Origin of the sequence: Streptomyces zhihengii (assembly GCF_016919245.1) — a bacterium.
GTDB lineage: Bacteria > Actinomycetota > Actinomycetes > Streptomycetales > Streptomycetaceae > Streptomyces > Streptomyces zhihengii.
This window is the reverse complement of record NZ_JAFEJA010000001.1, coordinates 5,299,714-5,324,162: the sequence shown is the minus strand read 5'-3', so window position 1 is coordinate 5,324,162 and position 24,449 is coordinate 5,299,714. Positions and strand designations below refer to the sequence as shown.

At 73.5% G+C, this 24,449-nt stretch carries 24 protein-coding genes; 10 read left to right on the top strand and 14 right to left on the bottom strand.

Features of this window, described 5'->3' with window-relative positions; translation table 11 throughout:
* Positions 1–79: 79 nt before the first annotated feature.
* The gene (locus tag JE024_RS22635) at positions 80–832 is read right to left on the bottom strand and encodes an ABC-2 transporter permease (RefSeq protein ID WP_205375336.1); all 753 of its coding nucleotides are present in this window, start codon (positions 830–832) and stop codon (positions 80–82) included.
* A 3-nt stretch (positions 833–835) separates the two neighbouring features.
* On the bottom strand, positions 836–1,771 hold the full coding sequence (locus tag JE024_RS22630; protein ID WP_205375335.1) for an ABC transporter ATP-binding protein: 936 nt from the start codon (positions 1,769–1,771) through the stop codon (positions 836–838).
* Between the two features lie 108 nt (positions 1,772–1,879).
* Here JE024_RS22630 and JE024_RS22625 point away from each other — a divergent pair, with 108 nt between their 5' ends.
* From JE024_RS22625 to JE024_RS22595, 7 genes are all read left to right on the top strand, one after another.
* Positions 1,880–3,085 (top strand): sensor histidine kinase, encoded by a 1,206-nt coding sequence (locus JE024_RS22625; protein ID WP_205375334.1) that lies wholly within the window; start codon positions 1,880–1,882, stop codon positions 3,083–3,085.
* Positions 3,086–3,265: 180 nt separating this feature from the next.
* Positions 3,266–3,916: a response regulator transcription factor gene (locus tag JE024_RS22620; RefSeq protein ID WP_205375333.1), complete on the top strand. Its 651-nt coding sequence runs from the start codon at positions 3,266–3,268 to the stop codon at positions 3,914–3,916.
* Positions 3,917–4,118: 202 nt separating this feature from the next.
* Complete coding sequence (locus tag JE024_RS22615) at positions 4,119–4,985, top strand: RICIN domain-containing protein (RefSeq protein WP_205375332.1); 867 nt, start codon at positions 4,119–4,121, stop codon at positions 4,983–4,985.
* Between the two features lie 825 nt (positions 4,986–5,810).
* Complete coding sequence (locus JE024_RS22610) at positions 5,811–6,746, top strand: hypothetical protein (RefSeq protein WP_205375331.1); 936 nt, start codon at positions 5,811–5,813, stop codon at positions 6,744–6,746.
* A gap of 312 nt (positions 6,747–7,058) precedes the next feature.
* Positions 7,059–7,499: a peptidase inhibitor family I36 protein gene (locus JE024_RS22605; protein ID WP_205375330.1), complete on the top strand. Its 441-nt coding sequence runs from the start codon at positions 7,059–7,061 to the stop codon at positions 7,497–7,499.
* Between the two features lie 133 nt (positions 7,500–7,632).
* Positions 7,633–8,076: a DUF4259 domain-containing protein gene (locus JE024_RS22600; protein ID WP_205375329.1), complete on the top strand. Its 444-nt coding sequence runs from the start codon at positions 7,633–7,635 to the stop codon at positions 8,074–8,076.
* A 53-nt stretch (positions 8,077–8,129) separates the two neighbouring features.
* Positions 8,130–8,546, top strand: a complete 417-nt coding sequence (locus JE024_RS22595) for a YybH family protein (protein WP_205375328.1) — start codon at positions 8,130–8,132, stop codon at positions 8,544–8,546.
* Positions 8,547–8,818: 272 nt separating this feature from the next.
* Here JE024_RS22595 and JE024_RS22590 read toward each other — a convergent pair whose 3' ends face one another.
* The 3 genes from JE024_RS22590 to JE024_RS22580 form a co-directional block, all read right to left on the bottom strand.
* Positions 8,819–10,501, bottom strand: a complete 1,683-nt coding sequence (locus JE024_RS22590; protein ID WP_205375327.1) for a thiamine pyrophosphate-binding protein — start codon at positions 10,499–10,501, stop codon at positions 8,819–8,821.
* Positions 10,498–11,469, bottom strand: coding sequence for an agmatinase (gene speB / locus JE024_RS22585; protein WP_205375326.1), 972 nt, complete (start codon positions 11,467–11,469; stop codon positions 10,498–10,500). The genes JE024_RS22590 and speB overlap by 4 nt, the downstream gene beginning before the upstream one ends.
* Positions 11,470–11,666: 197 nt before the next feature.
* On the bottom strand, positions 11,667–13,154 hold the full coding sequence (locus JE024_RS22580; RefSeq protein WP_205375325.1) for a sodium:solute symporter family protein: 1,488 nt from the start codon (positions 13,152–13,154) through the stop codon (positions 11,667–11,669).
* 132 nt (positions 13,155–13,286) lie between these two features.
* Here JE024_RS22580 and JE024_RS22575 point away from each other — a divergent pair, with 132 nt between their 5' ends.
* Positions 13,287–14,717, top strand: a complete 1,431-nt coding sequence (locus JE024_RS22575) for a PucR family transcriptional regulator (RefSeq protein ID WP_205375324.1) — start codon at positions 13,287–13,289, stop codon at positions 14,715–14,717.
* A 12-nt stretch (positions 14,718–14,729) separates the two neighbouring features.
* Here the strand turns inward: JE024_RS22575 and JE024_RS22570 are convergent, their stop codons facing one another.
* The 8 genes from JE024_RS22570 to JE024_RS22535 form a co-directional block, all read right to left on the bottom strand.
* Positions 14,730–15,266 (bottom strand): MBL fold metallo-hydrolase, encoded by a 537-nt coding sequence (locus tag JE024_RS22570; RefSeq protein WP_244883033.1) that lies wholly within the window; start codon positions 15,264–15,266, stop codon positions 14,730–14,732.
* 30 nt (positions 15,267–15,296) lie between these two features.
* Complete coding sequence (locus JE024_RS22565; protein WP_205375323.1) at positions 15,297–15,821, bottom strand: hypothetical protein; 525 nt, start codon at positions 15,819–15,821, stop codon at positions 15,297–15,299.
* A gap of 184 nt (positions 15,822–16,005) precedes the next feature.
* The gene (locus JE024_RS22560) at positions 16,006–16,482 is read right to left on the bottom strand and encodes a hypothetical protein (protein ID WP_205375322.1); all 477 of its coding nucleotides are present in this window, start codon (positions 16,480–16,482) and stop codon (positions 16,006–16,008) included.
* Between the two features lie 205 nt (positions 16,483–16,687).
* The gene (locus JE024_RS22555; RefSeq protein ID WP_205375321.1) at positions 16,688–19,045 is read right to left on the bottom strand and encodes a hypothetical protein; all 2,358 of its coding nucleotides are present in this window, start codon (positions 19,043–19,045) and stop codon (positions 16,688–16,690) included.
* 19 nt (positions 19,046–19,064) lie between these two features.
* Positions 19,065–19,484 carry a hypothetical protein gene (locus tag JE024_RS22550; RefSeq protein ID WP_205375320.1) on the bottom strand — a complete coding sequence of 140 codons (420 nt, stop codon included), beginning with the start codon at positions 19,482–19,484 and terminating at the stop codon, positions 19,065–19,067.
* A gap of 187 nt (positions 19,485–19,671) precedes the next feature.
* Positions 19,672–20,298: a hypothetical protein gene (locus JE024_RS22545; protein WP_244883032.1), complete on the bottom strand. Its 627-nt coding sequence runs from the start codon at positions 20,296–20,298 to the stop codon at positions 19,672–19,674.
* A gap of 102 nt (positions 20,299–20,400) precedes the next feature.
* A complete protein-coding gene (locus JE024_RS22540) occupies positions 20,401–20,739 on the bottom strand; it encodes a hypothetical protein (protein ID WP_244883031.1) in 339 nt (112 codons plus the stop codon).
* Complete coding sequence (locus tag JE024_RS22535; RefSeq protein WP_205376780.1) at positions 20,736–21,089, bottom strand: hypothetical protein; 354 nt, start codon at positions 21,087–21,089, stop codon at positions 20,736–20,738. Before JE024_RS22535 ends, JE024_RS22540 begins: the two co-directional genes overlap by 4 nt.
* A 135-nt stretch (positions 21,090–21,224) precedes the next feature.
* On the opposite strand from JE024_RS22535, the gene JE024_RS22530 reads away from it, so the two are divergent.
* Positions 21,225–22,019: a helix-turn-helix domain-containing protein gene (locus tag JE024_RS22530; RefSeq protein ID WP_205375319.1), complete on the top strand. Its 795-nt coding sequence runs from the start codon at positions 21,225–21,227 to the stop codon at positions 22,017–22,019.
* The gene (locus JE024_RS22525) at positions 22,012–22,233 is read left to right on the top strand and encodes a DUF397 domain-containing protein (protein WP_205375318.1); all 222 of its coding nucleotides are present in this window, start codon (positions 22,012–22,014) and stop codon (positions 22,231–22,233) included. Before JE024_RS22530 ends, JE024_RS22525 begins: the two co-directional genes overlap by 8 nt.
* Positions 22,234–22,448: 215 nt before the next feature.
* Here the strand turns inward: JE024_RS22525 and JE024_RS22520 are convergent, their stop codons facing one another.
* Positions 22,449–24,260 (bottom strand): FAD-binding dehydrogenase, encoded by a 1,812-nt coding sequence (locus JE024_RS22520; RefSeq protein WP_205375317.1) that lies wholly within the window; start codon positions 24,258–24,260, stop codon positions 22,449–22,451.
* Positions 24,261–24,449 lie beyond the last annotated feature (189 nt).

The window sequence follows — 24,449 nt, the reverse complement described above, 5'->3', positions numbered from 1 at the left end:
CGGGGGGCCGCGCCGGCGGGGGCGAAACGGCGCGGGGCGGCCGATTCAGGCGTCGCCGCGCCGGCGCGGGGCGGCCGGTTCAGGCGTCGCGGCGGGAGAGGCGGTGGAAGCCCGCCCACGCCACCGCGCCCACCCAGAGCGCCAGGACGCCGATGCCGGTCCACGGACCCAGAGGTCCGGACGGGTCCTGGAGGAGGATCTGCTGGCCGGCCCGGTCGGGCAGGAAGTCGATCCAGCCCTTGCTCTCCGAGACGTCGCCGAGGACGAACGACAGCATCAGAAGGAAGGGGATGAGGATGCCCATCACGGCGGGCGCGCTGCGCAGCAGGGCCGAGAGCCCGGCGGCGAACAGGGTGATCAGCGCCAGGTAGAGACCGCAGCCCACGACGGCCCGCAGCGCGCCGGGCTCGCCGATGCCGACACCGTGGTCGCCGAGGGCCGCCTGCCCGGCGAAGAAGCAGACCGCGCCGGTCAGCAGCCCGGCGGCCAGTGCCAGCAGACCGACGACGGCGAGCTTGCCCGCGTAGAAGAGGCCCCGGCGGGGGACGGCCGTGAGCGAGACGCGGACCGCCCCGCCCCGGTACTCGCCCGCCACGGCGGTCGCGCCGAAGCAGATCGCGGCGATCTGGCCGAAGTTGAGGCCGAAGAACGAGGCGCGCACCGGGTCGAACCCGGCCTCGGCCGTGTCCTCGGGCCCGAGGGTGGCGCACATCAGGACCGAGAAGGCGACCGTCGACACGACGATCGCGGCGAGCGCGACGCACTGGCCCCGCACGGAACGGATCTTGATCCACTCGGAGTGGAGCACGGGCACCACGGGTGCGAGGGTCATCGCTCATGCCTCCTGGACGGCCGCGGCGGGCCGGACGGTCGTGTATTCGGTCTCCTCGGCGGTGAGGGCGAGATACGCCTCCTCCAACGAGGGCTCATCGGCGGCCAGTTCGAGGAGCGGGATGCCCTCGCGCGCGGCGAGCGGCCCGACGTCCTCCACCCGGGCGCCGTCGACGCTCCAGCGGCCGTCCTCCTGGGCGACGGGCGTGAACCCGGCACCGGCGAGCACGGCCCGCAGCCGGTCCCCCTCCGTCGTGCGCAGGCGCACCCGGGGGGTCGTCCAGCCGTCGACGAACTCCCGCATCCCGGTGTCGGCGAGCAGCCGCCCCCGGCCCAGCACGACGAGATGGTCCGCGAAGGCCGCCGTCTCGCCCATCAGATGGCTCGACACCAGGACGGCTCTGCCCTCCCGGGCCAGGTCCCGCATCAGCTCGCGGATCCAGATGATGCCCTGGGGGTCGAGGCCGTTCGACGGCTCGTCCAGCAGGAGCACCCGCGGGTCCCCGAGCAGGGCCGCCGCGATCCCCAGCCGCTGGCGCATGCCCAGCGAGAACGTGCGGATCCGCCGTCCCGCCACGGACGCGATCCCGGTGATCTCCAGCACCTCGTCCACCCGGCCGCGCGGGATCCGGCCCGCCGCGGCGAGCGACCGCAGATGGTCGCGGGCGGTCCGCGCACCGTGGGCGGCCCCGGCGTCGAGGAGCGCGCCGACGTGCCGCACGGGCTCGTCGAGGGCGGCGTAGGGCCGCCCGCCGATGGTGGCCGCGCCCGAGGTCGGGCGGTCCAGGCCGAGCACCAGACGCATGGTGGTCGACTTCCCGGCGCCGTTCGGCCCGAGGAAGCCGGTGACCCGGCCCGGCCGCACGGTGAACGTCACCCCGTCCAGCGCACGCCGGCTGCCGTACTCCTTGGTGAGGTCTCTGATCTCGATGCTGGTCATGGCCCTCAGCCTGGCCGGACGGGGTGCGCCCGGGCCTCCCCCGCCGGTGGAGAGCTTCTCCCCCGTGCGGGGGAGCCGCCGCCCGGGGGCCGCTGGCACGATGGCGGAATGCTCCGCCTCCTGCGCCCCCTGGGCCGCCGGGTCACCTGGACCCGCTGGCTCCATCTGTTCATCGGCACCTTCGTGTTCGGCATCTGGCTCTTCATCTCGGAAGGGGACCTGTACATCCCGGTGATCGCCCTCGGGCTGCTGGGCTTCCTCCCGGCGATGCGCATGGTCGAGGGCCTCCAGGCGCGGGTGCTGCTGTCGCCGCACGGGTACAAGGACGACGCCTCCGGCATCGCGGTCACCTCCTCGGCCACCTGGGCGGACCGCTGGCGGACGGTGCTGTGGCTGGAACTGCGCCTCGGTCTCGGCCTGTTGACCGGCCGGATCACGGTCGTCCTGCTCGGCCTCGCGACCGATCTCGCCTCGGCGGCCGGCGGCGACGGCCCCGCCCCGGACTCCCTCGTCCCCCTCCCGGGCGGCCACTGGTGGTACGCGCTGCTCGTGCCCCTGCCGGTCGCGCTGCTGCTCGCCGCGGTCGTCGGGCTCGGCGAACTGATGACCCTGCTCGCGCGCCGGCTGCTCGGCCCCTCGGCGGACGAGCGCCTCGCCGCCCTGGAGGAGCGCACCGAACAGCTCCTGGAACGCAACCGCATCGCCCGGGAGCTCCACGACTCGATCGGCCACGCCCTGACCGTGGCGGTCGTACAGGCGGGCGCGGCGCGGGCGGCGGGCAGCCCGGAGTTCACCGAGCGGGCGCTCGCGGCCATCGAGGAGACCGGCCGGGCCGCGCTGGAGGACCTGGAGCGCGTGCTGCTGGTGCTGCGCGAGTCCGGGCAGCGCCCCGCAGGCGGGCGGCCGACGCTCGCCGACGCGGACCGGCTGCTGGAGTCCGCCCGGGCCTCGGGCGCCGCACTGGACGCCGAACTGTCCGGGCCGCTGGCGCAGGTCCCGGGGCCCGTCTCCCGGGAGGGCTACCGCATCGTGCAGGAGGCGCTGACCAATGTGCTGCGCCACGCGGGCCCCGTGCCGACCCGGGTCAGGATCGCCGTCGCGGCCGGCCGGCTGGAGCTGGACGTGCGCAACCCGATCACCGAGGGCGCCGCGGCCGTGCGCGGGAACGGCGTCGGCGGCAACAGCAACGGCAAGGGCAGCGGTCTGCGCGGGATACGTGAACGGGCGGCGCTCCTGGGCGGGGAGGCCGCGGCCGGCCCGCACGGCGACGAATGGCGGGTGACGGTGGGGCTGCCGCTCGACGGCCCGCGGTGAGGAGGCGCCGCCCGGGGGCGGGGTTCGCGGTGGGACCGTCCCGGCGGCGGGGGGAAGACCGTCCCGGCGCACGCGCAGCGCGACGAGCCCAGGGCACGCGCAGCGCGACGAGCCCGGGGCGTGGGCAGCGCGACGAGCCCAGGGCCTGGGCAGCGCGACGGGGCGGCCTAGGCTGGGCGGGTGCCGATCACCGTTCTCCTCGTCGACGACGAACCCCTCGTACGGGCCGGGCTGCGCGCCGTGCTGGAGGCTCAGCCGGACATCGAGGTGGTCGGCGAGGCGGCCGACGGCGCCGCGGTGATCCCGCTGGTGCGGCAACTGCGGCCGGACGTGGTGGCGATGGACGTGCGGATGCCGCTGCTCGACGGCATCGAGGCGACCCGCGCGGTCCTGCGCACCGTGCCGGAACCCCCGAAGATCCTGGTCGTCACGACGTTCGAGAACGACGAGTACGTCTACGAGGCGCTGCGCGCCGGTGCCGACGGCTTCCTGCTGAAGCGCGCCCGGCCGGCGGAGATCGTCAACGCCGTGCGGGTGGTGGCCGAGGGCGAGTCCCTCCTCTTCCCAGCCGCCGTGCGCTCGCTCGCCGCCGAGTACGGCAACTCCCGTGCGCGTGCCCTGATGGAACGTGCGGCGCTCACCGAACGGGAGGCGGCCGTGCTGCGGCTGATGGCCCGCGGGCTGTCCAACGCCGAGATCGCCGCCCGGCTCGTCGTCGGCACCGAGACGGTCAAGTCCCATGTGAGCGCGGTGCTGTCGAAGCTCGGCGCCCGCGACCGCACCCAGGCGGTGATCGCGGCGTACGAGTCGGGGTTCGTCGCACCGGCCTGAACACGGCCTGCCGCGGGCCCCCGGCGCGGCGCCGGACGGATGACGCGACGTCAACTCCGGTGCCGCCGCCCACTCCTGCGGGCTGTCCCGATTGCCTCCGAGTTGTCCGCATCCTAAGGTTCTGACCTGCTGGGACCCTTCCGTCCCGCAACCGGCGCGCCGACCGCAGCAGCATGCGCGGCCCGAGCAGAAGGACGCCCGCATGGCCGTCGAACGGCCGACCGAAGAGAACCCCGCCCTCGCGCTCGGCCGGGCGCTGCGCGAACTCCAGCAGCGTTCGGGGTGCACCCTGCGCTCCCTGGAGTCCCGCGTCCGCATCAGCGACTCGTCCCTGTCGCGGTACTTCCGGGGCACGACCGTCCCGCCGTGGCCGACCGTCCGGGACCTGTGCCGGGCGCTCGGCGGCGACCCGGCGGAGTTCCGCGTCCTGTGGGAGGCCGCCGACCGGGCGGCCTGCGCACCGGCGGCGTCCGCCGGCCCGCTCCCCGGCGCACCGGTGTCCCCCGGCCCGGCCGCCCCGGCCGCCCCGCCCGAGCCCGACCCGGCCCGCGCCGGGGCACGCCCGCGCACTTCACCGCGCGGGCGCACGGCCTGGGCGGCGGCGGGCGTCGCCGTCGGTGTGGCGCTGGGAGCCGCGCTGACGGCCTGGGCGTGGCCGGCGCAGCCGGCCGGCGACGCCGGAAGCACGGCGCTCGGCAGCCAGGCCGGTCCGCCCGACGGACGGATCTTCGTCAGCCGGTCGACCGGGGCCTGTCTGGACAGCAGCCTGGACAGGGGGCTGCGCGCCTACGAGTGCAACGGCCTGCCCTACCAGCGGTGGACGGTCCGCGAGATGCCGGGCGACGGCGTCCAGCTCAGGAACCACGCGACGGGCCGCTGCCTGGACCACGACGCCGGTCTCCACGCGGCGGTCTGCGGTTCCTCGGCGACCCAGCGCTGGACGCTGGTTCCCCGGGACGAGGGCGCCGTCGAGGTCAGGAACGCCGAGTCCCGGCACTGCCTGGACGCCGACACGACGGACCTCCGCGTGCTGCCGTGCACCCGCGCGACGCGCCAGATGTGGGCCTGACCGACCGCCGGCCCGGCCCCTGACCGACGGCCCCTGACCGACGCGGCCCCGCCACGGCCGGGGCACCCCCACGCGACCCCGCGCCCGGGGCCGGGGCCCCCGCCCGCGGCGACCGGCGCGCGCCCCTCGGCGGCCGACGCACCCTGTCGCGAACCGGCGCACGCCCCTCGGGAACGTCCACGGACGCCCCGCCCCGGTGCCGTCCACCTCACGCGGGCCGCCCCGATGCCGTCCACCTCACGCGGGCCGCCCCTGGGCGCCGCAGGTCCGCCACACGCGCCTCGTCCGGGCCGCCCGCCTCCACCGGGGGACCGGTCGGCGGCCCGGCCGCCCCCGCCCCCGCGCGGCGCGAGATCCGCGCTGAGTGCCGGCCCGCTCCGGGGGCCGCTTCCGGCGGGCGCCACGCCCTCCGGAACGTACCTCCCGCCCCGCGAGCAGAGCCCCGGGCCGGCTCTCCTCGCGGGCCCCGGCACGCACACCAACCCCCCTCCGCAGCCTCCCCCCCCCTGACGGGGCCGAACAGGTGACCCACGCCTGTCCCGGCGGCTTCACCGGGTCCCGGGACAAGGGCGTCCTCGCAGGTCGGAGGGGTGGGAATCCCGAGACGGGCGAAGTGCCCGGGACACGCTTGCGGCCCGCTCGGCGCCCGGCACAGACTCCGGTCGTCCGGCAGCGAAGGCCACGTCGTCACGGCGGCTCCGCACCGGACACCCCACCGTGCACGGTCCCGTGCCCCGCGCTGCCCGGACGGCGGCGCGGGCCGGACACCCGCCGTCCGCACAGCGCCCGTCCGGGGCGAGCCCCCCACCCACCGATGGAGCCGTCATGCCCAGCAGGCCCAGCACCACCGCCCGCCGGCGTCCCCTGCGGATGCCGCTGCTCGCCCTCGCCGCCGCGCTGAGCGCGTCGCTGGTCACCTCCTGCTCGGGCGATCCGTCGCCCGGATCGGGACCGCCCGCGGCGACGGCGGCCTCGCCGCCGTCGGCGGGGGACGCCGGACCGCTGCACGACGCGCAGCAGATCCTGCTGCGCGACTGCATGCGGCGGCACGGCTTCGCCTACACCGTCTTCCCCCTCGACGAGGAGTCCGCCGCGGTCCGCTTCCCGTACGTGGTCGACGACGCCGACTGGGCCCGCCGTCACGGCTACGGCGGCGACCTCGCCCGACGGGCGGCGCGCCTCGCCGCCGGCGACCCGAACCGCGCCTACTTCGCGAGTCTGCCGCCCGACCGCAGGGCGCGGGCGCTGGTGGTGTCCAACGGGCCGTCGCCGCAAGGGCTGTCGGTCCGTCTGCCGGGCGGCGGGGAGCTGCGGCGCAGCGACCGGGGGTGCGTGGCCGAGGCCGAGCGGAGCCTCTACGGGGACCACGGCGCCTGGTTCCGCGCCTCGGCGCGGGTCGACGCGCTGGACCGGATCCGCAGGGGCAGGGTGGCGGCCGAACCGGCGTACGGGGCGGGGCTGCGGGCGTGGAGCCGGTGCATGCGCAAGGCCGGCCACTCCTACACGACCCCGGTCGCCGCCCGCGCGGCGGCGACCGGGCCGAAGCACCCGCTGCCGCGCGACCGCGAGGTCGCCCTCGCCCTGGCCGAGGCAGCCTGCGCGGCCTCGTCGGGTCTCGGCGCCACCGCACGGCGGCTGGACGCGCGCCACGGAGCGGCGCTGCGCGCCGAGTACCGGGCGGACGTCGACACCCGCGACCGGCTCCGGGCGCGTGCGCTGACCCGCGCCCGCCAGATCCTGCGCGCCCACGGCGCCCCCTGACCCTCCGAAACCCCCGCGTACACGCAGCACGCCCCCCACACACGAGGCGCCTCCCGCAGGACGCCATCCCCCACACGGGGCGCCTCTCCGGGCGCAGGCGCCCCGGTGCCGCGCCGCACAGGCCGCGGCACCGCCCGACCCCGGCGCTCCCGCACCCGGGGCGCCCCCGCGGGGCGCACGCCCCGCCCATCGACTCCGTCGCCGCCCGGTCCGGGCGGCGACGGCCACGGCCGCGCGGCAACCGCCCGCACGGCCCGTACCGGCGGCGTCCGTCCGGACGTCGCACGAACCACCCTCGCAGAGGAGCACACCATGCCGTTCATGAAGCACGCCCTGACCACCGGTCTCGCCGCCCTGGCCCTGGCCACGCTCACCGTCCCCGTCGCCGAGGCGGGGTCCACCGCGCCGGCCGCACCGGCGGCGGCGGCCGCAGCGGCACCCGACGGGTTCCTCTACGCCTGGGAGCACGCCCACGCGGGCGGCGCCCACTGCAAGTGGAACGCGGACAACGCGAACTGGGCCGGGTGCAGCGACAAGGTCTCCGACGTCTGGAACAACGGCTTCCCCGGTCGCAGGGAGGACGTCCGGCTCTACAACGGGCGTGAGTGGACGGAGTCCTGGGTCTGCCTGCACCAGGGCCACTCCATTCCGGATCTCGGCGCCTCCGGTCTGAAGTGGTTCGGCTCGGGCCACGGGCAGGGGACGTCGGTCAACGACTCGATCTCCTCCCACACCTGGGTCGACGCCTGCTGACGCACCCTCACACGGCCGGCCCGGCCCTTCCCCGCCGGGCCGGCCCTCACCGGGGCCCGTTGTCAGTGGTCGCTGCAAGACTGAAGTCTCCATCGGGCGGCTTCACGCACACGGCACGACGGGGGACTTCACCATGGGCACCTGGGACATCGGGCACTTCGACAACGACACGGCCGCGGACTTCTCGGGATCGCTGGACGACGCGGCCGAGGCCGACCGCCCCGGCATCCTGCGCGAGACGCTGCTGCGCGTCGCCGGTACGGAGGAGTACCTGGACAGCGACGAGGCGGTGGAGGCGGTGGCCGCGGCGGCACTGGTCGCCGCCCAGTGTCCCGGCGGCGAGCCGGTGACCACGGCGTACGGCCCCGACGAGCCGATACCGGCGCTGCCGTCGGATCTGCGGGCGCTCGCCGTGACCGCGCTCGACCGGACGCTGCGCGAGCCGTCGGAGCTGCTGGAGCTCTGGGAGGAGTCCGGATCCGGGCCTGCCTGGCGGGAGGGCGTGGTCCGACTGCGTGAGGTACTGGCCTCGGCCGGAGACGTGCCGGGCGCGGGCGGGGAGTCTGCCCTGGTGTAGTCCCACGAGGGCTCAAGCCCTCACGAGCACGAGCGCACCAGGAGCGAGGGGTCATGACCGACGACGAATCCGAGATCCGCGATCTGATCACGCGGTGGGCCGACGCCGTGCACCGCGGCGATCTCCCCGCCGTGCTGGAGGCGCACGCGGACGACATCGTGATGTTCGACGTCCCGCCGCCGCACGACGGGGTCCGGGGGATCGGGGCCTACCGCGAGACCTGGCCGCCGTTCTTCGCCTGGCAGGCGCAGGGGGCGTCGTTCGAGATCGTGTCGCTCGACGTCACGGCCGGGGGCGACGCGGCCTTCGCCCACGCGCTGCTGCGCTGCGGCACGCCCGAGGAGCTGACCGCGCACCCGGAGACCAGGCTGCGGCTGACGGTCGGGCTGCGCCGGGAAGCGGGCCGCTGGGTGGTCGCCCACGAGCACCACTCGTTCGCCGACACGACGGTGGACGCCCCCGCGCCCTGACACGTCCGAGCCGCCGGGAGGGGGCGGGCGGCTCGGAGGCCGTCGCCCGGCCCGGGGGCTCGGAGGCGTCACGCGGCCGGGGCGGGGGGCTCGGAGGCGTCACGCGGCCGGGGCGGGGGGCTCGGAGGCGTTACGCCGCCGGGGCGGGGGCGGGCGGGGAAAGCGGCCGGCTCCGGTACGGGACGGGGGTCCGTACCGGAGCCGGCACCACCACGGCCACCCCTACAGCCACCGCCACGGCCACAGCCACAGCCACAGCCACCGGGGCTACCTCACAGATGCGTCGGCGCGAACATCCTCAGCCGGGCGGGCAGCACCACGACGGACGGCCCCGGTGCGGCCAGCGCCTTCGCCAGGTCCTGTGCGAGCGTCGCCGGTGACGTGCGCACCGCGGGCACGCCGAACGACTCGGCGAGGGCCGTGAAGTCGGGGCGGGCCAGCTCCGTTCCCGTCGCCTCGCCGAAGGCGTCGGTCATGTACTCGCGGAGGATGCCGTAGCCGCCGTCGTCCACGATCAGCCAGGTGACCGGGAGGTCGTACTGGCGGGCCGTCGCGAGTTCGGCGATCGAGTACATCGCGCCGCCGTCGCCGGAGACCGCGAGTACCGGCCCCGTCCGGTCGGCCGAGGCCGCGCCGATGGCCGCCGGGAAGGCGTAGCCGAGGCCGCCGGCGCCCTGGGCCGAGTGCATCGTGTTCGGCCGGCGGGCGTCGAAGGCGGACCAGGCCCAGTAGGCAAGGATCGTCATGTCCCAGAAGCTGGGCGCCTCGTCGGGCAGGGCCTGCCGCACGGCGGCCAGCAGTTCCTGCTCCAGGGTGAGTTCCTGCGCGTCGATCCGTGCGCGGACGGCGGCGAGGACGTCGCGCACGGAGTCGGCGGCCGTCGGGTCGCGGCGTTCCGTCACGGTCTCCAGCAGGGCCTGGAGGCCGAGCCGGGCGTCCGCGTGGATGCCGATGCCGGGGTGGTTGGACTCCAGCTTCCCGGCGTCCGCCTCGATCTGGATCATCCGGCCGCGCGGGGCGAACGTGTGGTAGTTCGAGGAGAGTTCGCCGAGCCCGGAGCCGACGACGAGCAGGACGTCGGCCGACTCCAGGTAGTCGGTGGTGTGCCGGTCCTCCAGCCAGGACTGGAGGGAGAGCGGGTGCTCCCAGGGGAAGGCGCCCTTGCCGCCGAAGGTGGTCACCACGGGGGCGTCGAGCTTCTCGGCGAGGGCGCGCAGCTTGCCGGAGGCGTCGGAGCGCACCACTCCGCCGCCGGCGACGATCACCGGCCGCCCGGCGCGGGAGAGCAGGTCGGCGGCGACGGCGGTGAGTTCGGGCCGCGGCGCGAGCTCCTCGGGGCCGGCGTCCATGGCGGTGACGACGGGCAGCACCGTCTCCGCGAGCAGCACGTCCTGCGGGATCTCGACCCAGACCGGTCCGTGCGGCGCGGTGAGCGCCGACTCCCAGGCCGCGGCGATCGCCGACGGGATCTGGGAGGCCGTGCGCACCATGTGCACCGACTTCACGATGTCGCGGAACGACGCCTGCTGGTCGCGCAGTTCGTGGAGGTAGCCGTGGCGTCCGCCGCCGAGCCCGGCGGCCGGGACCTGGCTGCCGATGGCGAGCACCGGCGCGGAGGCGGCGGCCGCCTCCTGGAGCGCGGCGAGCGACATCAGCGCGCCGGGTCCGGTGGACAGCAGCAGGGGCGCGGCCTCGCCGGTGATGCGGCCGTAGGCGTCGGCGGCGAAGCCGGCGTTGTTCTCGACGCGCAGGCCCACGTAGGTCAGGTCGGAGCGGCGCAGGGCGTCGAACATGCCCAGGGCGTGCTGTCCGGGCAGGCCGAAGACGGTCGTCGCGCCGAGACCGGTGAGGGTCTCGACGACGAGGTCGCCCCCGTTGCGCCCGGCGGGCGGGTTGAGGGCGGCCTCGGTCTGGGCCGCGGTGGGGCGCAGCACCAGGTCGTGGTCGTGGGTCACTTGCCGTTCCTTGCCTCGGCGATCTGGCGGGTCATGATCGTCGTCAGTTCGTACGCCGTGTGCGATGCCGCGACGGCGGTGATCTCCGCGTGATCGTACGCCGGGGCGACCTCGACGACGTCCGCGGAGACGAGGTTGCAGGAGGCGAGTCCGCGCAGGATCTCCAGGAGTTCGCGGGAGGTCATGCCGCCTGCCTCGGGCGTGCCGGTGCCGGGGGCGTGGGCCGGGTCGAGGCAGTCGATGTCGATCGAGATGTAGAGCGGCCGGTCGCCGATGCGCTGCCGGAGCTGGTCGGCGACCTCGTCGGCGCCCCGGCGGTAGATGTCGGCCGAGGTGACGATGCCGAAGCCCATCTTCTCGTCGTCGGTGAGGTCCTGCTTGCCGTACAGCGGGCCGCGGGTGCCGACGTGGGAGAGGGCGGAGGTGTCGAGGATGCCCTCCTCGACGGCCCGGCGGAACGGCGTGCCGTGGGTGTACTCGGCGCCGAAGTAGGTGTCCCAGGTGTCGAGGTGGGCGTCGAAGTGGAGCAGGGCGACGGGGCCGTGCTTCTTGGCGACCGAGCGCAGCAGCGGCAGCGCGATGGTGTGGTCGCCGCCGAGGGTCATCAGCCGCGCGCCGGTGCCGAGCAGGTCGTCGGCGGCGGCCTCGATGGTCTCGACGGCCTCGTTGATGTTGAACGGGTTGGCCGCGATGTCGCCCGCGTCGGCGACCTGGGCGAGCGCGAAGGGCGAGGCGTCCTGTGCCGGGTTGTAGGGGCGCAGGAGCCGCGACGCCTCGCGGATGGCGTTGCCGCCGAAGCGCGCGCCGGGGCGGTAGGAGACGCCGGTGTCGAAGGGGACGCCGACCACGGCGACGTCGGTGGTGCCGACCTCGTCGAGCCGGGGCAGCCGGGCGAACGTGGCGGGCCCGGCGTACCGCGGGACGCGGGAGGAGTCGATCGGGCCGCGCGGCTGCTCGGTGCTGCTCATGTCTGTTCCTTCTTTCCTGCGCTGGGTCGCGGTTCGCGGGTGGCGGGTCTGGTGGTCGCCGCTGCCGGCTGCCGCCCGCGGTCACTCGTGTGGTGTGACCGCGCGGCTGGGGGTGTGGTTCGGGGTCGTGCCGTCGTCGACGGTACGGGGACGTCCGGCCGCGGCGGGCGGGTGCCCGCCGCGGCCGGACGCGGGGCTCAGCGGGCCGCTGCGGGCTCCGGGGCCGGGGGCTCCGGTGCGGCGGCCTCGTCCTCGTCCGGGGCGCCGCGACCCGCGAGCCGCTCGCGCCAGTGGGCGAGGACGGCCGGGTCGGTCGGCTTGGTGGCGAGGCTGACCACCACGTAGGTGGCGAGCGAGGCGAGCAGGCCGTAGTAGATGGGCTGGTTGGCGAGGATGCCGTAGGCCGCCATGAGGCCGACGACCGACAGGCCGCCCGCGGCGACGGCGGCCAGCGCGCCCTGGACGGTGCCGCGCTTCCACAGCAGGCCGCCGAGGATCGGGACGAGCAGCCCGCCGACGAGCAGGTTGTAGGCGACGGTGAGCGCCTCGACCACGTCGTTGAGGGCGATGGCGATGCAGATGGTCGCGATGCCCATGGCCAGGATGAAGGCGCGGTTGCCCTTGACCTCGTCGTGGTCCTGCCCGCCCGCGCCGCTCCGGCCGCGCAGCCGGGACCAGATGTCGTTGTTGGCGACGGTGGCGCAGGCGATCAGCGCGCCGGACGAGGTGGACATGACGGCCGCCAGCGCGGCGGCGAGCACCAGGCCCCGCACGCCCATGGGGAGCTCGTCGGTGACGATGGTGGCGAAGGCGTCGTCGGCGCTGGCCAGGTCCGGGTAGAGCACCTTGGCCGCGGTGCCGATCACGGCGCCGGCGATGGCGTAGACGAGGCAGTAGGTGCCGGCGATCGTGCCGCCCCAGCGGGCGACCTTGTCGCTGCGGGCGGTGAACACCCGCTGCCAGATGTCCTGTCCGATCAGCATGCCGAAGGTGTAGATCAGCACGTAGGTGAAGATCGTCTCGCCGCCGATGCCGAGCGGGGCGAAGTACTCGTTCGGGAGCTGGGCCTTCATCTCGGCGAAGCCGCCGGCCTTGACCACCGCGATGGGCAGCAGGAGCAGCAGGACGCCGATCGTCTTGACGACGAACTGCACCATGTCGGTGATGGTGATCGACCACATGCCGCCGAGCGTGGAGTACGCGACCACGATCGCGCCGCCGAGGATGATCGACACCGTGCGGTTCACGTCGAAGAGGACGTCGAAGATCGTGGCGTAGGCGATGGTGGAGGTGACCGCCAGCATCAGCGTGTACGCCCACATCACCAGTCCGGTGATCAGGCCGGCCCGGCCGCCGTAGCGCAGGTCGAGCATCTCGGAGACGGTGTAGACCTTCAGCCGGGCGATGCGCGCGGAGAAGAAGACGGACAGGGCGAGCAGCCCGAATCCGATGGTGAGGACCATCCACGCGCCCGACAGACCGTGCTTGTAGCCGAGGCCGACGCCGCCGATGGTGGACGCGCCGCCGAGGACGATCGCGGCCATGGTCCCGGAGTACATACCGGGACCGAGTCGCCGGCCCGCGACCAGGAACTCGCTCTTGGACTTGGCGCGGCGCATGCCCCACCAGCCCATGCCGAGCATGCCGGCCAGATAGACGACGATCACTGCATAGTCGACAGCCATCGGCTTTCCTTCCGTGTCGTCCCCCGGAACGGTCAGTGGAGTGCGCGCTGAGCATTGACGGTAGGTGGCCGGAAAGCGCCGAAGAAGTGTACGTTTCCTCCATTCGAACCGCCCCAGATGGATGGAACGTCCATGCCGGACCCCTCAGCGGCGCCTCCCACCCCGCCGGTCGCCCTGGCCGCCCTCCTCGCCGACGAGGCGCTCGGGCTGCGCCAGGTCGCCGGGCCGTCCGCGACCGCCGCCACGGCCGTGCACATGGTCCACACCTCCGAGATGGCCGACCCCTACCCGTACCTCCTCGGCGGCGAGCTGCTGCTGAGCGCGGGGGTGCAGCTCGACGACCCGGACCGCTACGTCGCCCGGGTCGTCGAGGCGGGCGCGGCGGCGCTCGGCTTCGGGGTGACCCCCGTCTACGACACCGTGCCGCCGGGGCTCGCCGAGGCGTGCGACCGGCACGGACTGCCGCTGCTGGAGGTGCCGCCGCGCACCACGTTCTCGGCGGTGGCGCGGTCCGTGTGGCGGCTGATGGCGGAATCGCGCCACCGCGAGCTGCGCCGGGTGACCCAGGCGCAGCAGGGGCTGGCCGCGGCCGCCGCCCGGCCCGACCCCGTCCCCGCCGTGCTCCAGCAGCTCGCCCTGCGGCTGGAGGGCTGGGCCGTGCTCCACGGCCCGGACGGGCATCCGCTGCACGCGGCGGGCCGCGAGCCGTCCCCCGGGACGGTCGCGACCCTGGTGCGCCTCGCCGGGGTGGTCACTCCCGGGACCTCGGCCCGTCCCGCCGCCGCGTCGGCGAGCGACACCGCCCCCGACGGCTCCCATCTCTCCGCGTTCGCCCTCGGCGGCGGGCGGGGCCTGGTCCTCGGCGTCGCCGCACCGGCCCGGGAGAGCGGCGACCACACCGTGGCGGGCGTCGCGGTGGTCCTGCTGTCGCTGCTGACCGCCCGCCACCGGGGCGCCGACGCGGCGAGCCGCTTCTCGGCCCTGGTGCGCCTGCTGCTCGGCGGCACCCCCGCGGAGACCGCCCCGCTGCTCGGGCCCGGCCCCTGGACGGTGGTCCACGCCCGCGGCGGCGACGGCACCCCGTTCGCGGCGACGGCGCTCGGCACCGCCCTCGGGAGCCCGCTCGTCGACACGGGCGAGGACGGCACGGTACGCGTCCTCCTCCCGGAGGCCGGCGCCCTCGCCGCCCAGCCCGGCTGGACCCTGGGCGCCAGCACCCCCGCCGACGCCGCGGACCTCCCCGCCGCGGACGCCCACGCGGCCCGCGCCCTGCGCCGCGCGACGTCCACCCGCAAGCCCCTGGTCCGCCACCGCGAGACCGCCCCCGACCTCCTCACCGAGGCCCGCCGCCGCCTGGCCCCGCTGACGGACTCCCCCGCCCTCACCGACACCCTGCGCACCTGGCTCTCCCTCCACGGAAGCTGGGACCGCACGGCCACCGCCCTCGGCATCCACCGCAACACCGTCCGCCAGCGCATCACCCGCTGCGCCGGCCTCCTCGACGCGGACCTCGACGACGTCGACGTCCGGATGGAGCTGTGGTTCGCGCTGCGGGAGGGGTGACACGCTTCCGGCTCAGCCCCCGGAAGGGCTCGCGGCGCCGCACCGCCGCTGGGCGTTGATCTCGGCGCGGGTCATGACCTCGCCCGACCACGTCATGTACTCACCGGGGCCGAGTTCGGCACCGCGCAGCTTGCGCAGATCGACGGAGCCGTCGTCACCCGTCTCGACTCCGCCGTCGATCGTGACCACGGTCTCGACGAAGAACTCGTCGGGCAGGCTGCCCGCCAGGCCCTTGTCCTCGGCCGCGAAACTCCGGTCGCTGCCGACGACGAACTCGCCCCCGCGCACAGCCGCGTCCCGAGGACCCGTCGCCCGCCACAGCGTCTCGAACCCGCCCTCGTCACGGCTCACCGCGATGGACGCACCGTGCACCTCCTCCGAGGGGCAGAGCGGGTACGCGACGACGAGGTCCGCACCCTCCGTCCGGAAACCGTGGTCCGGCGGATCCGGAGCCGTCAGCGTGCACGCCGACAGGCCGGTCACCAGCAGACACAGCACACCCCCGCGCCCGGCCGCACGAGCAGCGTTCCTCGTCGACTGCGCGTCCACGGATGGATCCCTCCTCGGCACGGGTCCCCCCTACGCCGGCTTCAGCACCGGCTCGGCGGGCAGCCCGGCGTCGTCGCGACAGCCCATCGCCTTCGCCATGGCCAGCGCGAAGGTGTGGGCCACGGTGGCGTACGCGTTCTTCAGCGCGAGCACCTTCGTCTTCTCGCTCGGCTCGATGTAGTCGGTCTCGGTCCTGACGGAGACGGTGACGTGGTCGGGCGAGGCACCGGGCGCGTCACCGTCGTCGGCGCAGCCGAAGGTGAGACGGGCGGAGTCCCAGGCGGCACCTGCCTGTTCGCCCATGGGCAGCACGGTGAACTTCGGTTCGAGCGCTTCCTTCGGCTTGGCCGTCAGGGCCCAGAAGACGCTCACCCGCTCGCCGCCGGAGGCAGGGGACGACGAGAGGGCGCAGATCTGCCCGCCGTCGATCGTGGTGTACGGGCGGCTGCTGTCCGCCTCCTCGACGGCGTCCGTGAGCGTCGAAGCGTCGTCCCGGATGTCCACGCGCTTCGCGTCCAGGATCAGCTCAAGGGCCTCACCGGCGTGCGCGGGCACCGACGCCTCGCCACAGAGCCGTTCGACGGCCGGAGAGGAAGCCGAAGCCTTCCCGCCTCCCCCGTCTCCGCCACCGCACCCCGCCAGCACGACGGCCAGGCACCCCACCACGCCCACACCGCGAACCCCACGCGGCCACTGGCGATGCGTCACCATGCTTCCCCTCCCCATCGCTTCCATATCCCTACGGGATCAGCACCGGCTTTGCCGGAAGCCCGGCGGAGTCGGCACAGCCCAGCCCCTTCGCCATGGAGAGCGCAAAGGAGTGCGCCATGGTGGCATACGCGTTCCTCAGCGCCTTCGCTTCCCCCAAAGGCTCCGGGACCGGAGTGTTCGACTCGACGAAAACACCCACGTGGTCAGGCGAGGCACCGGGCGCGCCAGTGTCGTCAGCGCAGGCGAAGATGACATAGCCGGTGTCCCACGCGGCACCCGCCTGTTCCCCCATGGGCAACTTGATGAAGTCAGGAGCAGGCGTCCTTACTTTGTCAGTCAGGTGCCAACTGATCGTTAGTTCGTCGACGCCAGAAGTACCGGACGCATAGATCCGACAGATCTCCCCGTGCCCCCTCGTGGTCGATTGACGTCTTTGATCCAACTCCTCGACGGCATCGGCCAGCGCCAAGCCGCCCTGAACCACATCCGCTCGCTTCGCACCCATGATCACTTCAAGGGCCTCGGGGGCCCTTGAAGACACCGATGCGTCACCGCAGAGCCGCTGGACAGCGGACGGCGAAGCAGGCCCTTGCCCTCTCCGATCGCCGCCGCCACCACACCCCGCCACCGAGAAGGCAAGGCATGCTGTTACGCCAACGCACAGAGACATGCGGGCACCCTCACGCCTGGTAACCATCGAGAGTCCTTCCTCAACCCGTCTCGGGACGATTTCCCATGTGATTCTCGCGGGTGTTTCCCTGAACGTAGCCAAGCCCCATGGCCATCCTGAGATCGCGCGCCTCAACACTCTGTGGGTCGATTTCGTGCCGGCGCAGAAACTCATCAAGCGGCAGCTGAATCATCGACTCGCCGGCCCTGTAAATCGCCCTCCTCTCATCACCGATCACGTCTTCGACCCTCCCCTTGTGCTGGTCCACCGACTGGCCGGAGATTTCACCGATTGTCTGGCCGATCACCTGCCCGACAGCGCCGCTCGCGGTGTCGGTCGCCAGAGGGACCAGGACCGCGGCCGTGCCCACGGCCGCGGTAACAGGAAGGAAGGCGACACCTGCTGCCACACCCACCGTCGCACCGAACTGGACCCACCCGGACCGCTTGGCCACAGCCTTCTCGTAGTCCTCATGCGTCTTCATGTTTGTTGCCTCGACTTGGTCAGCACGTGACTGGTCGAGCATTCCCTGAAACTCCGCCGCGGTCTGCACAGCCCATGCAGCTGGCCCATGCTCCGGCTGCCCGCGCTCGTCGATCTGGGCCTCCAGAACGCTGCGGGTGTAGACCTGCTCCGCGGCGGAGAGCGTCGCGTAGGCGTCCGGGTGCTGGCCGAGGGAGCTGAGGAAGTCCCGGACGAGGTGCTTTCCGCTCTTGTCGGGCAGGTCCTCGAAATCGAGGCGCCCCTCCGGGTTCGCGCCGGCCGCGAAGGGGCTCTTGCTGTCGTTGCCATGCAACGCCCAGTTGATGTCGTTGATGTATCCGGCGCCCATGCTCCCCAGGCTGTCCGCCAGGGCCTCGTGCTTCTTGAGCAGCCCCGCGTCCGGGCCGTACTTCTCCATGACCTGGCGCATGATCGCTGCGTTCTCCGCGTCCCGGACCTCGCCGCCCTCCGGCCGGCCGGCCGGGTAGCCGAGGGTCGCCGCCTCCAAGGCCCTGCCCAGAGCGTCGGGGATGTGGTTGCGCGACTCCTCCCACTCCTTGCCGGCCGTGGAGTTGACGTCGCCGAAGTTCTCCCACTTCTCGTTGCTGAAGAAGTCGAGGTAGTTGTCGATCGGGACGCCTCCGGACTTACCCAGGTCGGCCGTGGCTCCCCGGTCGACCGAGCCGTCCTCGTTGTACGCGGTCGGCGGGTCGGTGAAGAACCGCTTCGCCGCCTCCGGGCTGTTGCCGAGGGCTTCCAGCATCGCCGTGGTCGGGTCGTAGCCCGCACCACCGACACCTGAGGGGTTGAACGGGTTCTTGACGACACCGTTCACCGCCTTCGTCTCGGCGAAAAGGTTCGGGTCCTTCTGGTGGAGCTGCGCCACGTGCTCGGCGATCGGGTTGAGGAACTTCGCGTCGTAGTTCCCGTACCGCATGATGCCGCCGAGCAGCTGGTACCCGAAGGGCCCGCTGTAGTCGTGCTTGCCGAGCGGGATGCGCTCCGTCCCGAGCTTGCGCAGTTCGGGGCCCCATTCGGCGGTGAAAGCCTTGTCGTGGGAGGCCGTGGCCAGGTTGAGGCCCAGGTTCCTCTGCAGCTCCTGGACACCCTTGAGACGCGCCTTGTCGACCTCGCCGTAGTCGTAGGTGTCCGTGGAGAGCTGGCCGAAGAACGCGAGTGACTTCTCCGGGCCGAGCTTTTCGTAGAAGCCCTTCGCGAAGTCCGGGGACTGGCTGTTGTCCCTCAGGAGCTCGTTGAGCGCGGCGAGTTCGGTGTCCGTGAGGTCGCGCCCTTTGGCAGCCAGGACGACCGCACGCGAGACCTCCTCCTGGTCCGTTGTCGAGTACTTCGGGGCGCTGAAGTCCTTGCCCTCGGTGACGTTGGCTTCCAGCGAGTTCCTGACGGTCACATCCGTGTCGTTGCAGTTGTCGACGAGCAGGTCGATCCTCGCCTGCCAGGCGGCGATGTTCTCCTTCTCCCGCCGCAGCATCCCCGTGTAGTCACGGGCCTCCGGATCGTGGAGGCGCTGGTCCCGAGGCATGTCCGCCACCGGGTGACGCGGGGTGACCTTGCCCTTCGCGTCCACATGGAGAAGGGCCGCAGGAGCCTCGTGGTCCCGGATGCGGATCAGCTCGTCCCTGGCCTTCTTGAAGGCCGCGTACCCCTCCTCGACGATCCGCCCGACGCCCTTGGCCTCGGCGGCGGCGTCCTTGAACTCCTTGGCCGTCTTGGCGACGAACGCCTTGGTGACACCGGCGTTGACGCCCTCCCAGACAGCCTTGTCCGCCCGTGCCTTCATGCCGTCCGTGGCGTCCTCGGCGAGCTTCTCCAGCTTCCCCGTCATCTCGGACCAGTCGTCGGCGGCCGTCTTCAGTTTGTCCAGCGGCGCGTTGACGATGTCCTCGTACGTCAGCATGCGAATGATCCCCCGACCCCTACTCCATGTACTCCGTGAGCCTGGAGATCGAGGCCAGATTCCCCTCGATCTTCGCGTCGTCCTTGGAGTGGAGCGCCTTGGTGTAGTCGAGGTGATCGGAGATCTGACCGCAGGCGTCGAGCAGCGTCCTCAGATGGGTGTTCCAGCGGTCGTGCACCTTGAGCAGCGCCGAGCCGCAGGTGAAGTCACCGTTGACGAGCGCGTTCGCGGCCTCGAACGTGGCGGGCCGGGCGTGGTCCCCGTCCTTGGCCAGACGGGTGCGCAGACCGTAGGCGTCCCCGCCGATTCGGCCGAGATCATCCCTCCGCACCACCAGATCGCCGCCTTCGCCGCCTTGGGCGGGGACACCGTTGAGCCGCGTGGCGTTGCGCTGCGCGGCCGTCGCGCGAAGTTCGGCCCATTCCTCGTCGAACGACATGCATCCCCCATGAGCACCGGTCGCCGTGACCACGGAACGCCGGCCACGGAGCGCTGTCACGCCTTCGCGCACCGTATCGCCGCGAACCCGCGATCCCTGTGGAGCTCAAGACCGTTTCGGCCATGCAGAAAGTGAATTTCCCGGCGTACACGGCCAAGGGGGATCACCCGGTCGCGCGAGCGCCCTCCTACCGCCCCGGTGCCAGCGACGGCTCGGCCGGCAGCTCCGCGCCCCGGCAGCCGATCTCCCCCGCCAGGGCGCGCGCGAAGGAGTGGGCCACCGTCGCGTACGCCTCGCGGAGTCCGCGCTCGTCGCCGTCGGGCACGACGGGCATGCCGCCCTTCTGCACGACGACCCGCAGATGCCGGGTGGAGTCGCCCGGCAGGTCTCCGCCGGTGCAGGCGAAGGCGACGTACGCGCCGTCCGTGGCGGCGCCGGCCCGCTCGCCCATCGGCAGCGGCGTGAACCGGGGCGCCCCGGCCCCCTGGGGCTCGTCGGCGGACATCTCCCAGGTGACGCGGACCTCCTCGACCGAGGAGCCGGCGGGCGGATGGATCCGGCAGATGTCGCCGTTGCCGATCGCGGTGGACGCGCCCATCCGGACGAGCTCCCGCGCGGCGGCCTGGACCGTGGCCTTCTCGCCGGACGCGGCGAACAGGGCCGCGCCCGTGATCACTTCGAGCGCGGCGCCCGCCCTCGCCGACACCGCCGCGCCGCCGCAGAGGCGTTCGGCCTCCACGGAGATCCCGGCCTCCGCCGCGTCGGCCGCGCCGCTCGCGGCGCCGCAGGCCGTGAGCACGAACGGGCCGGCCATCGCCGCACAGAAGAACACACGCCACCTGCTACGACGCATCCCCATCGGCCTCTCTCCACGCCACCGGCGCCGGCCGCCACGCGGACCGGTCAGCTCTCCGCTTCAAGGGACAACGGAGCCCGCGGAAGGTTGTCCCGCCACTTCGTCACAAATCGGCAAAGCGCTCGCGGGAGGGCGGGGGCCGCCGCCCCGGGCCACGGCAATCCGGTGGACGTCGCGCAGCGCCTCGGCGAGCCGGGCCACGGCGTACCGCAGCTGGTCGGTGGTGGCGCCCCGGTCCGCGGCGAGATCGTCCACGTGCTCCAGCAGGTCGGCGGCCATACCGAGCTGCACGCTCTCGATGGTGTCGGCGAGCCGGGACACGGTGCCGGTGCCGTCGCCGACGAGGTAGCACGGCTTCCCCTCGGGCCCGTTCCACGGCAGCAGCCGCACGCCGCTCACGCCGTGACCTCCACTCCGTGGATCACCCGCGGCCCGAACTCGACCCCGTACAGGGCGAGCCACAGTTCCAGGCGCCGCGCGCGCTGCCGACGGTCCTCCTGCTCGCGCTCGTGCGCGACGAGGTAGGGCCGTACGAGTGCGGAGTCCTCCCCCCTCAGGGGTGCGGTGTGCGGGACCGGCCTCGGCGGCGGCCCGGACGGCGAGGGCGCACCCGGCGCCGGGCCGGCTGACCGGGGACGGGCCTCGCCGGGACGGGACCCGCGCGGCAGGCGGTCGGGCAGCAGGCGCCGCAGTCCGTCCAGAAGTGCGTGCAGCAGACGGGCCGGCAGACGGGCAGGGCGAAGCCGCATCGTCCTCAACTCCTCGGAGGGGAAGGTGCCACGAAGGTGTCGCTCTGTGGCGATCGCCTCACACAGTGGAGCCGGGGTGCCTACGCTGACCAGGGGGTTCGGTGTGACAGGCCCTTTGTCACAAAGGAGTTCACGGTGAGCAACATGTATGGGGAGTGGCTGAAGGCGCAGCGGGACGCGGCCGGGCTCACCCAGCAGGAACTGGCGGACGCGGCGATCATGACGCGTTCGCACATCGCCCATATCGAGGCGGGCCGCCGCATCCCCTCGAAGGAGGACGCCCGCCGCCTGGACCGGGCTCTGAACACGGGGAACGTGCTGAGCAGCTTCCTCCCCCAGGAGGACGTCGCGGTCGCGGACCATTTCGCCGCGGCGATGCACCTCGAACAACAGGCGCGGTCCATCCGTGAGTTCGCCCTCGCGTTCGTGCCCGGCATCCTCCAGACGGAGGCCTACGCCCGTGCCGTCCTCGGCTCCGCCTTCCCTCCCAGGAGTGAAGAGGACTGTGACAGGGCCGTTGTCACACGACTTCAGCGAGCAGCCGTCCTGGCCGATCCCGTCCAGCCCACCGTGTGGGCCCTCCTGGACGAGTCCGTGCTGCGGCGCCCGGTCGGCGGGGCCGCGGTCATGGCGGGGCAGCTCCGGCATCTCGTGGGACTGGCCGAGTCACAGCGCGTGCGGGTGCACATCCTGCCGATGCGGCTCGGCTACCACCCGCTGCTCCAGAGCATGTTGTCCTTGATGTGGTTCGACGACCAGCCACCCGTCGCCTACACCGAAGGCATGCACATCGGCCGCGTCCACGACGCCCCGGCCGTGGTCGAACAGTTGCAGGCTCACTACGATCTCGCTCTGAGCGACGCACTCCCCCTCAGGGAGTCGATCGCCCTCATGAGAGCGGCAGCGGAGGAGTTCGATCGCCATGGCTGAGCCCACCATCCCGGACGCGTCCCGGCTCGCCGGCTGGCGCGCGTCGTCCTACAGCGGGTCGGACGCCGGCAGCTGCGTCGAGGTCGTCGACGCCCACCCGGCCGGCGTCCCCGTCCGGGACTCGAAGGTCCCCGACGGACCCGCCCTCGTGTTCCCGGCGCCCGGCTGGACGGCCTTCGTCACGGCGGTCCGCAGCGGCGCGCTCGGGGGCTGACACCTCTGCCTTCCCGACGGAGGCGCGTCAGTAGCCGGTGACCCTCAGGCCCTTCTCGACGAGCTCGTACACGTCCGTGTACGGGTCTCGCTGGTCCTCGTCAGTCGTCACGGCGGACACCGCCCCCGCACGGGCGCGCGGGCGGTGCGGTCGGCCCCGCCCGGTGTGACGGGGCCCCTGTCACATCTGCCGCGCCGCGCGCGGACCGGCCCGCGTCACCCCGTCGCGGCCGCCGCCGCCCTCCCCGCGACGCGGCCGGAGAAGAGGCAGCCGCCGAGGAAGGTGCCCTCCAGGGAGCCGTAGCCGTGGACGCCGCCGCCGCCGAAGCCGGCGACCTCGCCGGCGGCGTAGAGGCCGGGGATCGGCTGCCCGGCGGCGTTCAGGACGCGGCCGGAGAGGTCGGTCTGCAGGCCGCCGAGGGTCTTGCGGGTCAGGACGTTGAGGCGGACGGCGATCAGCGGGGCCGCGTCCGGGTCGAGGATGCGGTGGACGGAGGCGGTCCGGCTGAGGGTGTCGCCCGGGTAGGCGAGGGCGTTGCGGATGCCCATGACCTGGAGGTCCTTGGTGTACGGGTTGGTGATCTCCCGGTCGCGCGCCTCGATCTGGCGCCGGAGGTCGGCGAGGTCGATCAGGTTGTCGCCGGTGAGCCGGTTCATGCCGTGCACCAGCTCGGGGAGGGAGGAGGCGACGACGAAGTCCTCCCCGTACTTCTTGAAGCGCTCGATCGGTTCGGGCGTCTGCCAGATGCGGGAGAGCAGCATCAGCAGGTCCTTCTTGGTGAGGTCGGGGTTCTGCTCCGAGCCGGAGAGGGCGAACTCCTTGGCGATGATCTTCTGCGTGGTGACGAACCACGAGTAGTCGTGGCCGCTGGCGGTGATCGACTTCAGGGTGTGGAGGGTGTCGTAGCCGGGGAGGTCGGGGGCGCCGAAGCGCTTGCCGGTGGCGTCGAACCACATCGAGGACGGGCCGGGCAGGATGCGGATGCCGTGGCCGGGCCAGATGGGGTCGTAGTTGCGCAGGCCCTCGGTGTAGTGCCACATCCGGTCGGGGTTGACGATCCGGCCGCCCGCGCGTTCGGTGATGCCGAGCATCCGGCCGTCCACATGGGCCGGGACGCCGGTGATCATGGTCTTGGGCGGGGTGCCGAGACGGGCCGGCCAGTTGCGGCGCACCAGGTCGTGGTCGGCGCCGATGCCGCCGGAGGTCACCACGACGACCGGCGCGCGGAGTTCGAAGTCGCCGACGACCGTCCGCGAGCTGGGCTTGCCGCGTGCGACGCCGCTCGGCTCCAGGACGGCGCCCCGCACACCGGTGACGGCGCCGCCGCTGGTGATCAGCTCGTCGACCCGGTGCCGGAAGCGGAACGTCACCTTGCCCGCCGCGACCGCCTGGCGGACCTTCTTCTCGAAGGGCTCCACGACGGCGGGTCCGGTGCCCCAGGTGATGTGGAAGCGGGGCACCGAGTTGCCGTGTCCGTCGGCGAGGCCGCCGCCGCGCTCGGCCCAGCCGACGATCGGGAACCACTGCATGCCGAGCCCGGCGAGCCAGGACCGCTTCTCCCCCGCCGCGAAGTCGACGTACGCCTCGGCCCACTTGCGCGCCCAGTGGTCCTGGCCGGCCGGGTCGTCCACGCCGCGGTCGAAGCGCGCGGTGCCGAGCCAGTCCTGCCAGGCGAGGTCCTTGGAGTCCTTGACCCCCATCAGGCGCTGTTCGTGGGAGTCCACGAAGAAGAGGCCGCCGAAGGACCAGAACGCCTGGCCGCCGAGGCTCGCCTCGGGTTCCTGGTCGAGCAGCAGGACCTTGCGTCCCGCCGCGGCCAGTTCCATGGTGGCGACGAGTCCGGCGAGTCCGTGGCCGACGACGATCGCGTCGGCGGACTGCGGTTCCGCGCCGAAGGCGGGGGCGGCCGAGGCGACCGCGGCGGCGGCGAACGCGCCGCCCGCGACGGTCAGGGCGTGGCGGCGGGTGACGCCGGAGGGGGTGTCGGGACCGGTCTGCGATCCGCTGTCTGCGCTGGAGCTCTCCACCAGTGACTGCCTTCCAGGACGGCCGCGGGCACGGCTGGGCACACCCGCGGGAGGGGGGTGAGAGGTGCGGAGGAGACTGCCGGGGCGGCAAGGGTTACCGACGGTAGCCCATGGCGGAAGGGGGCAGCCAGAGGCGTGCAGCGCCTTATTACCGGCGGGTTCGACCCCACTCCGGAGGGGGCCCGCCGA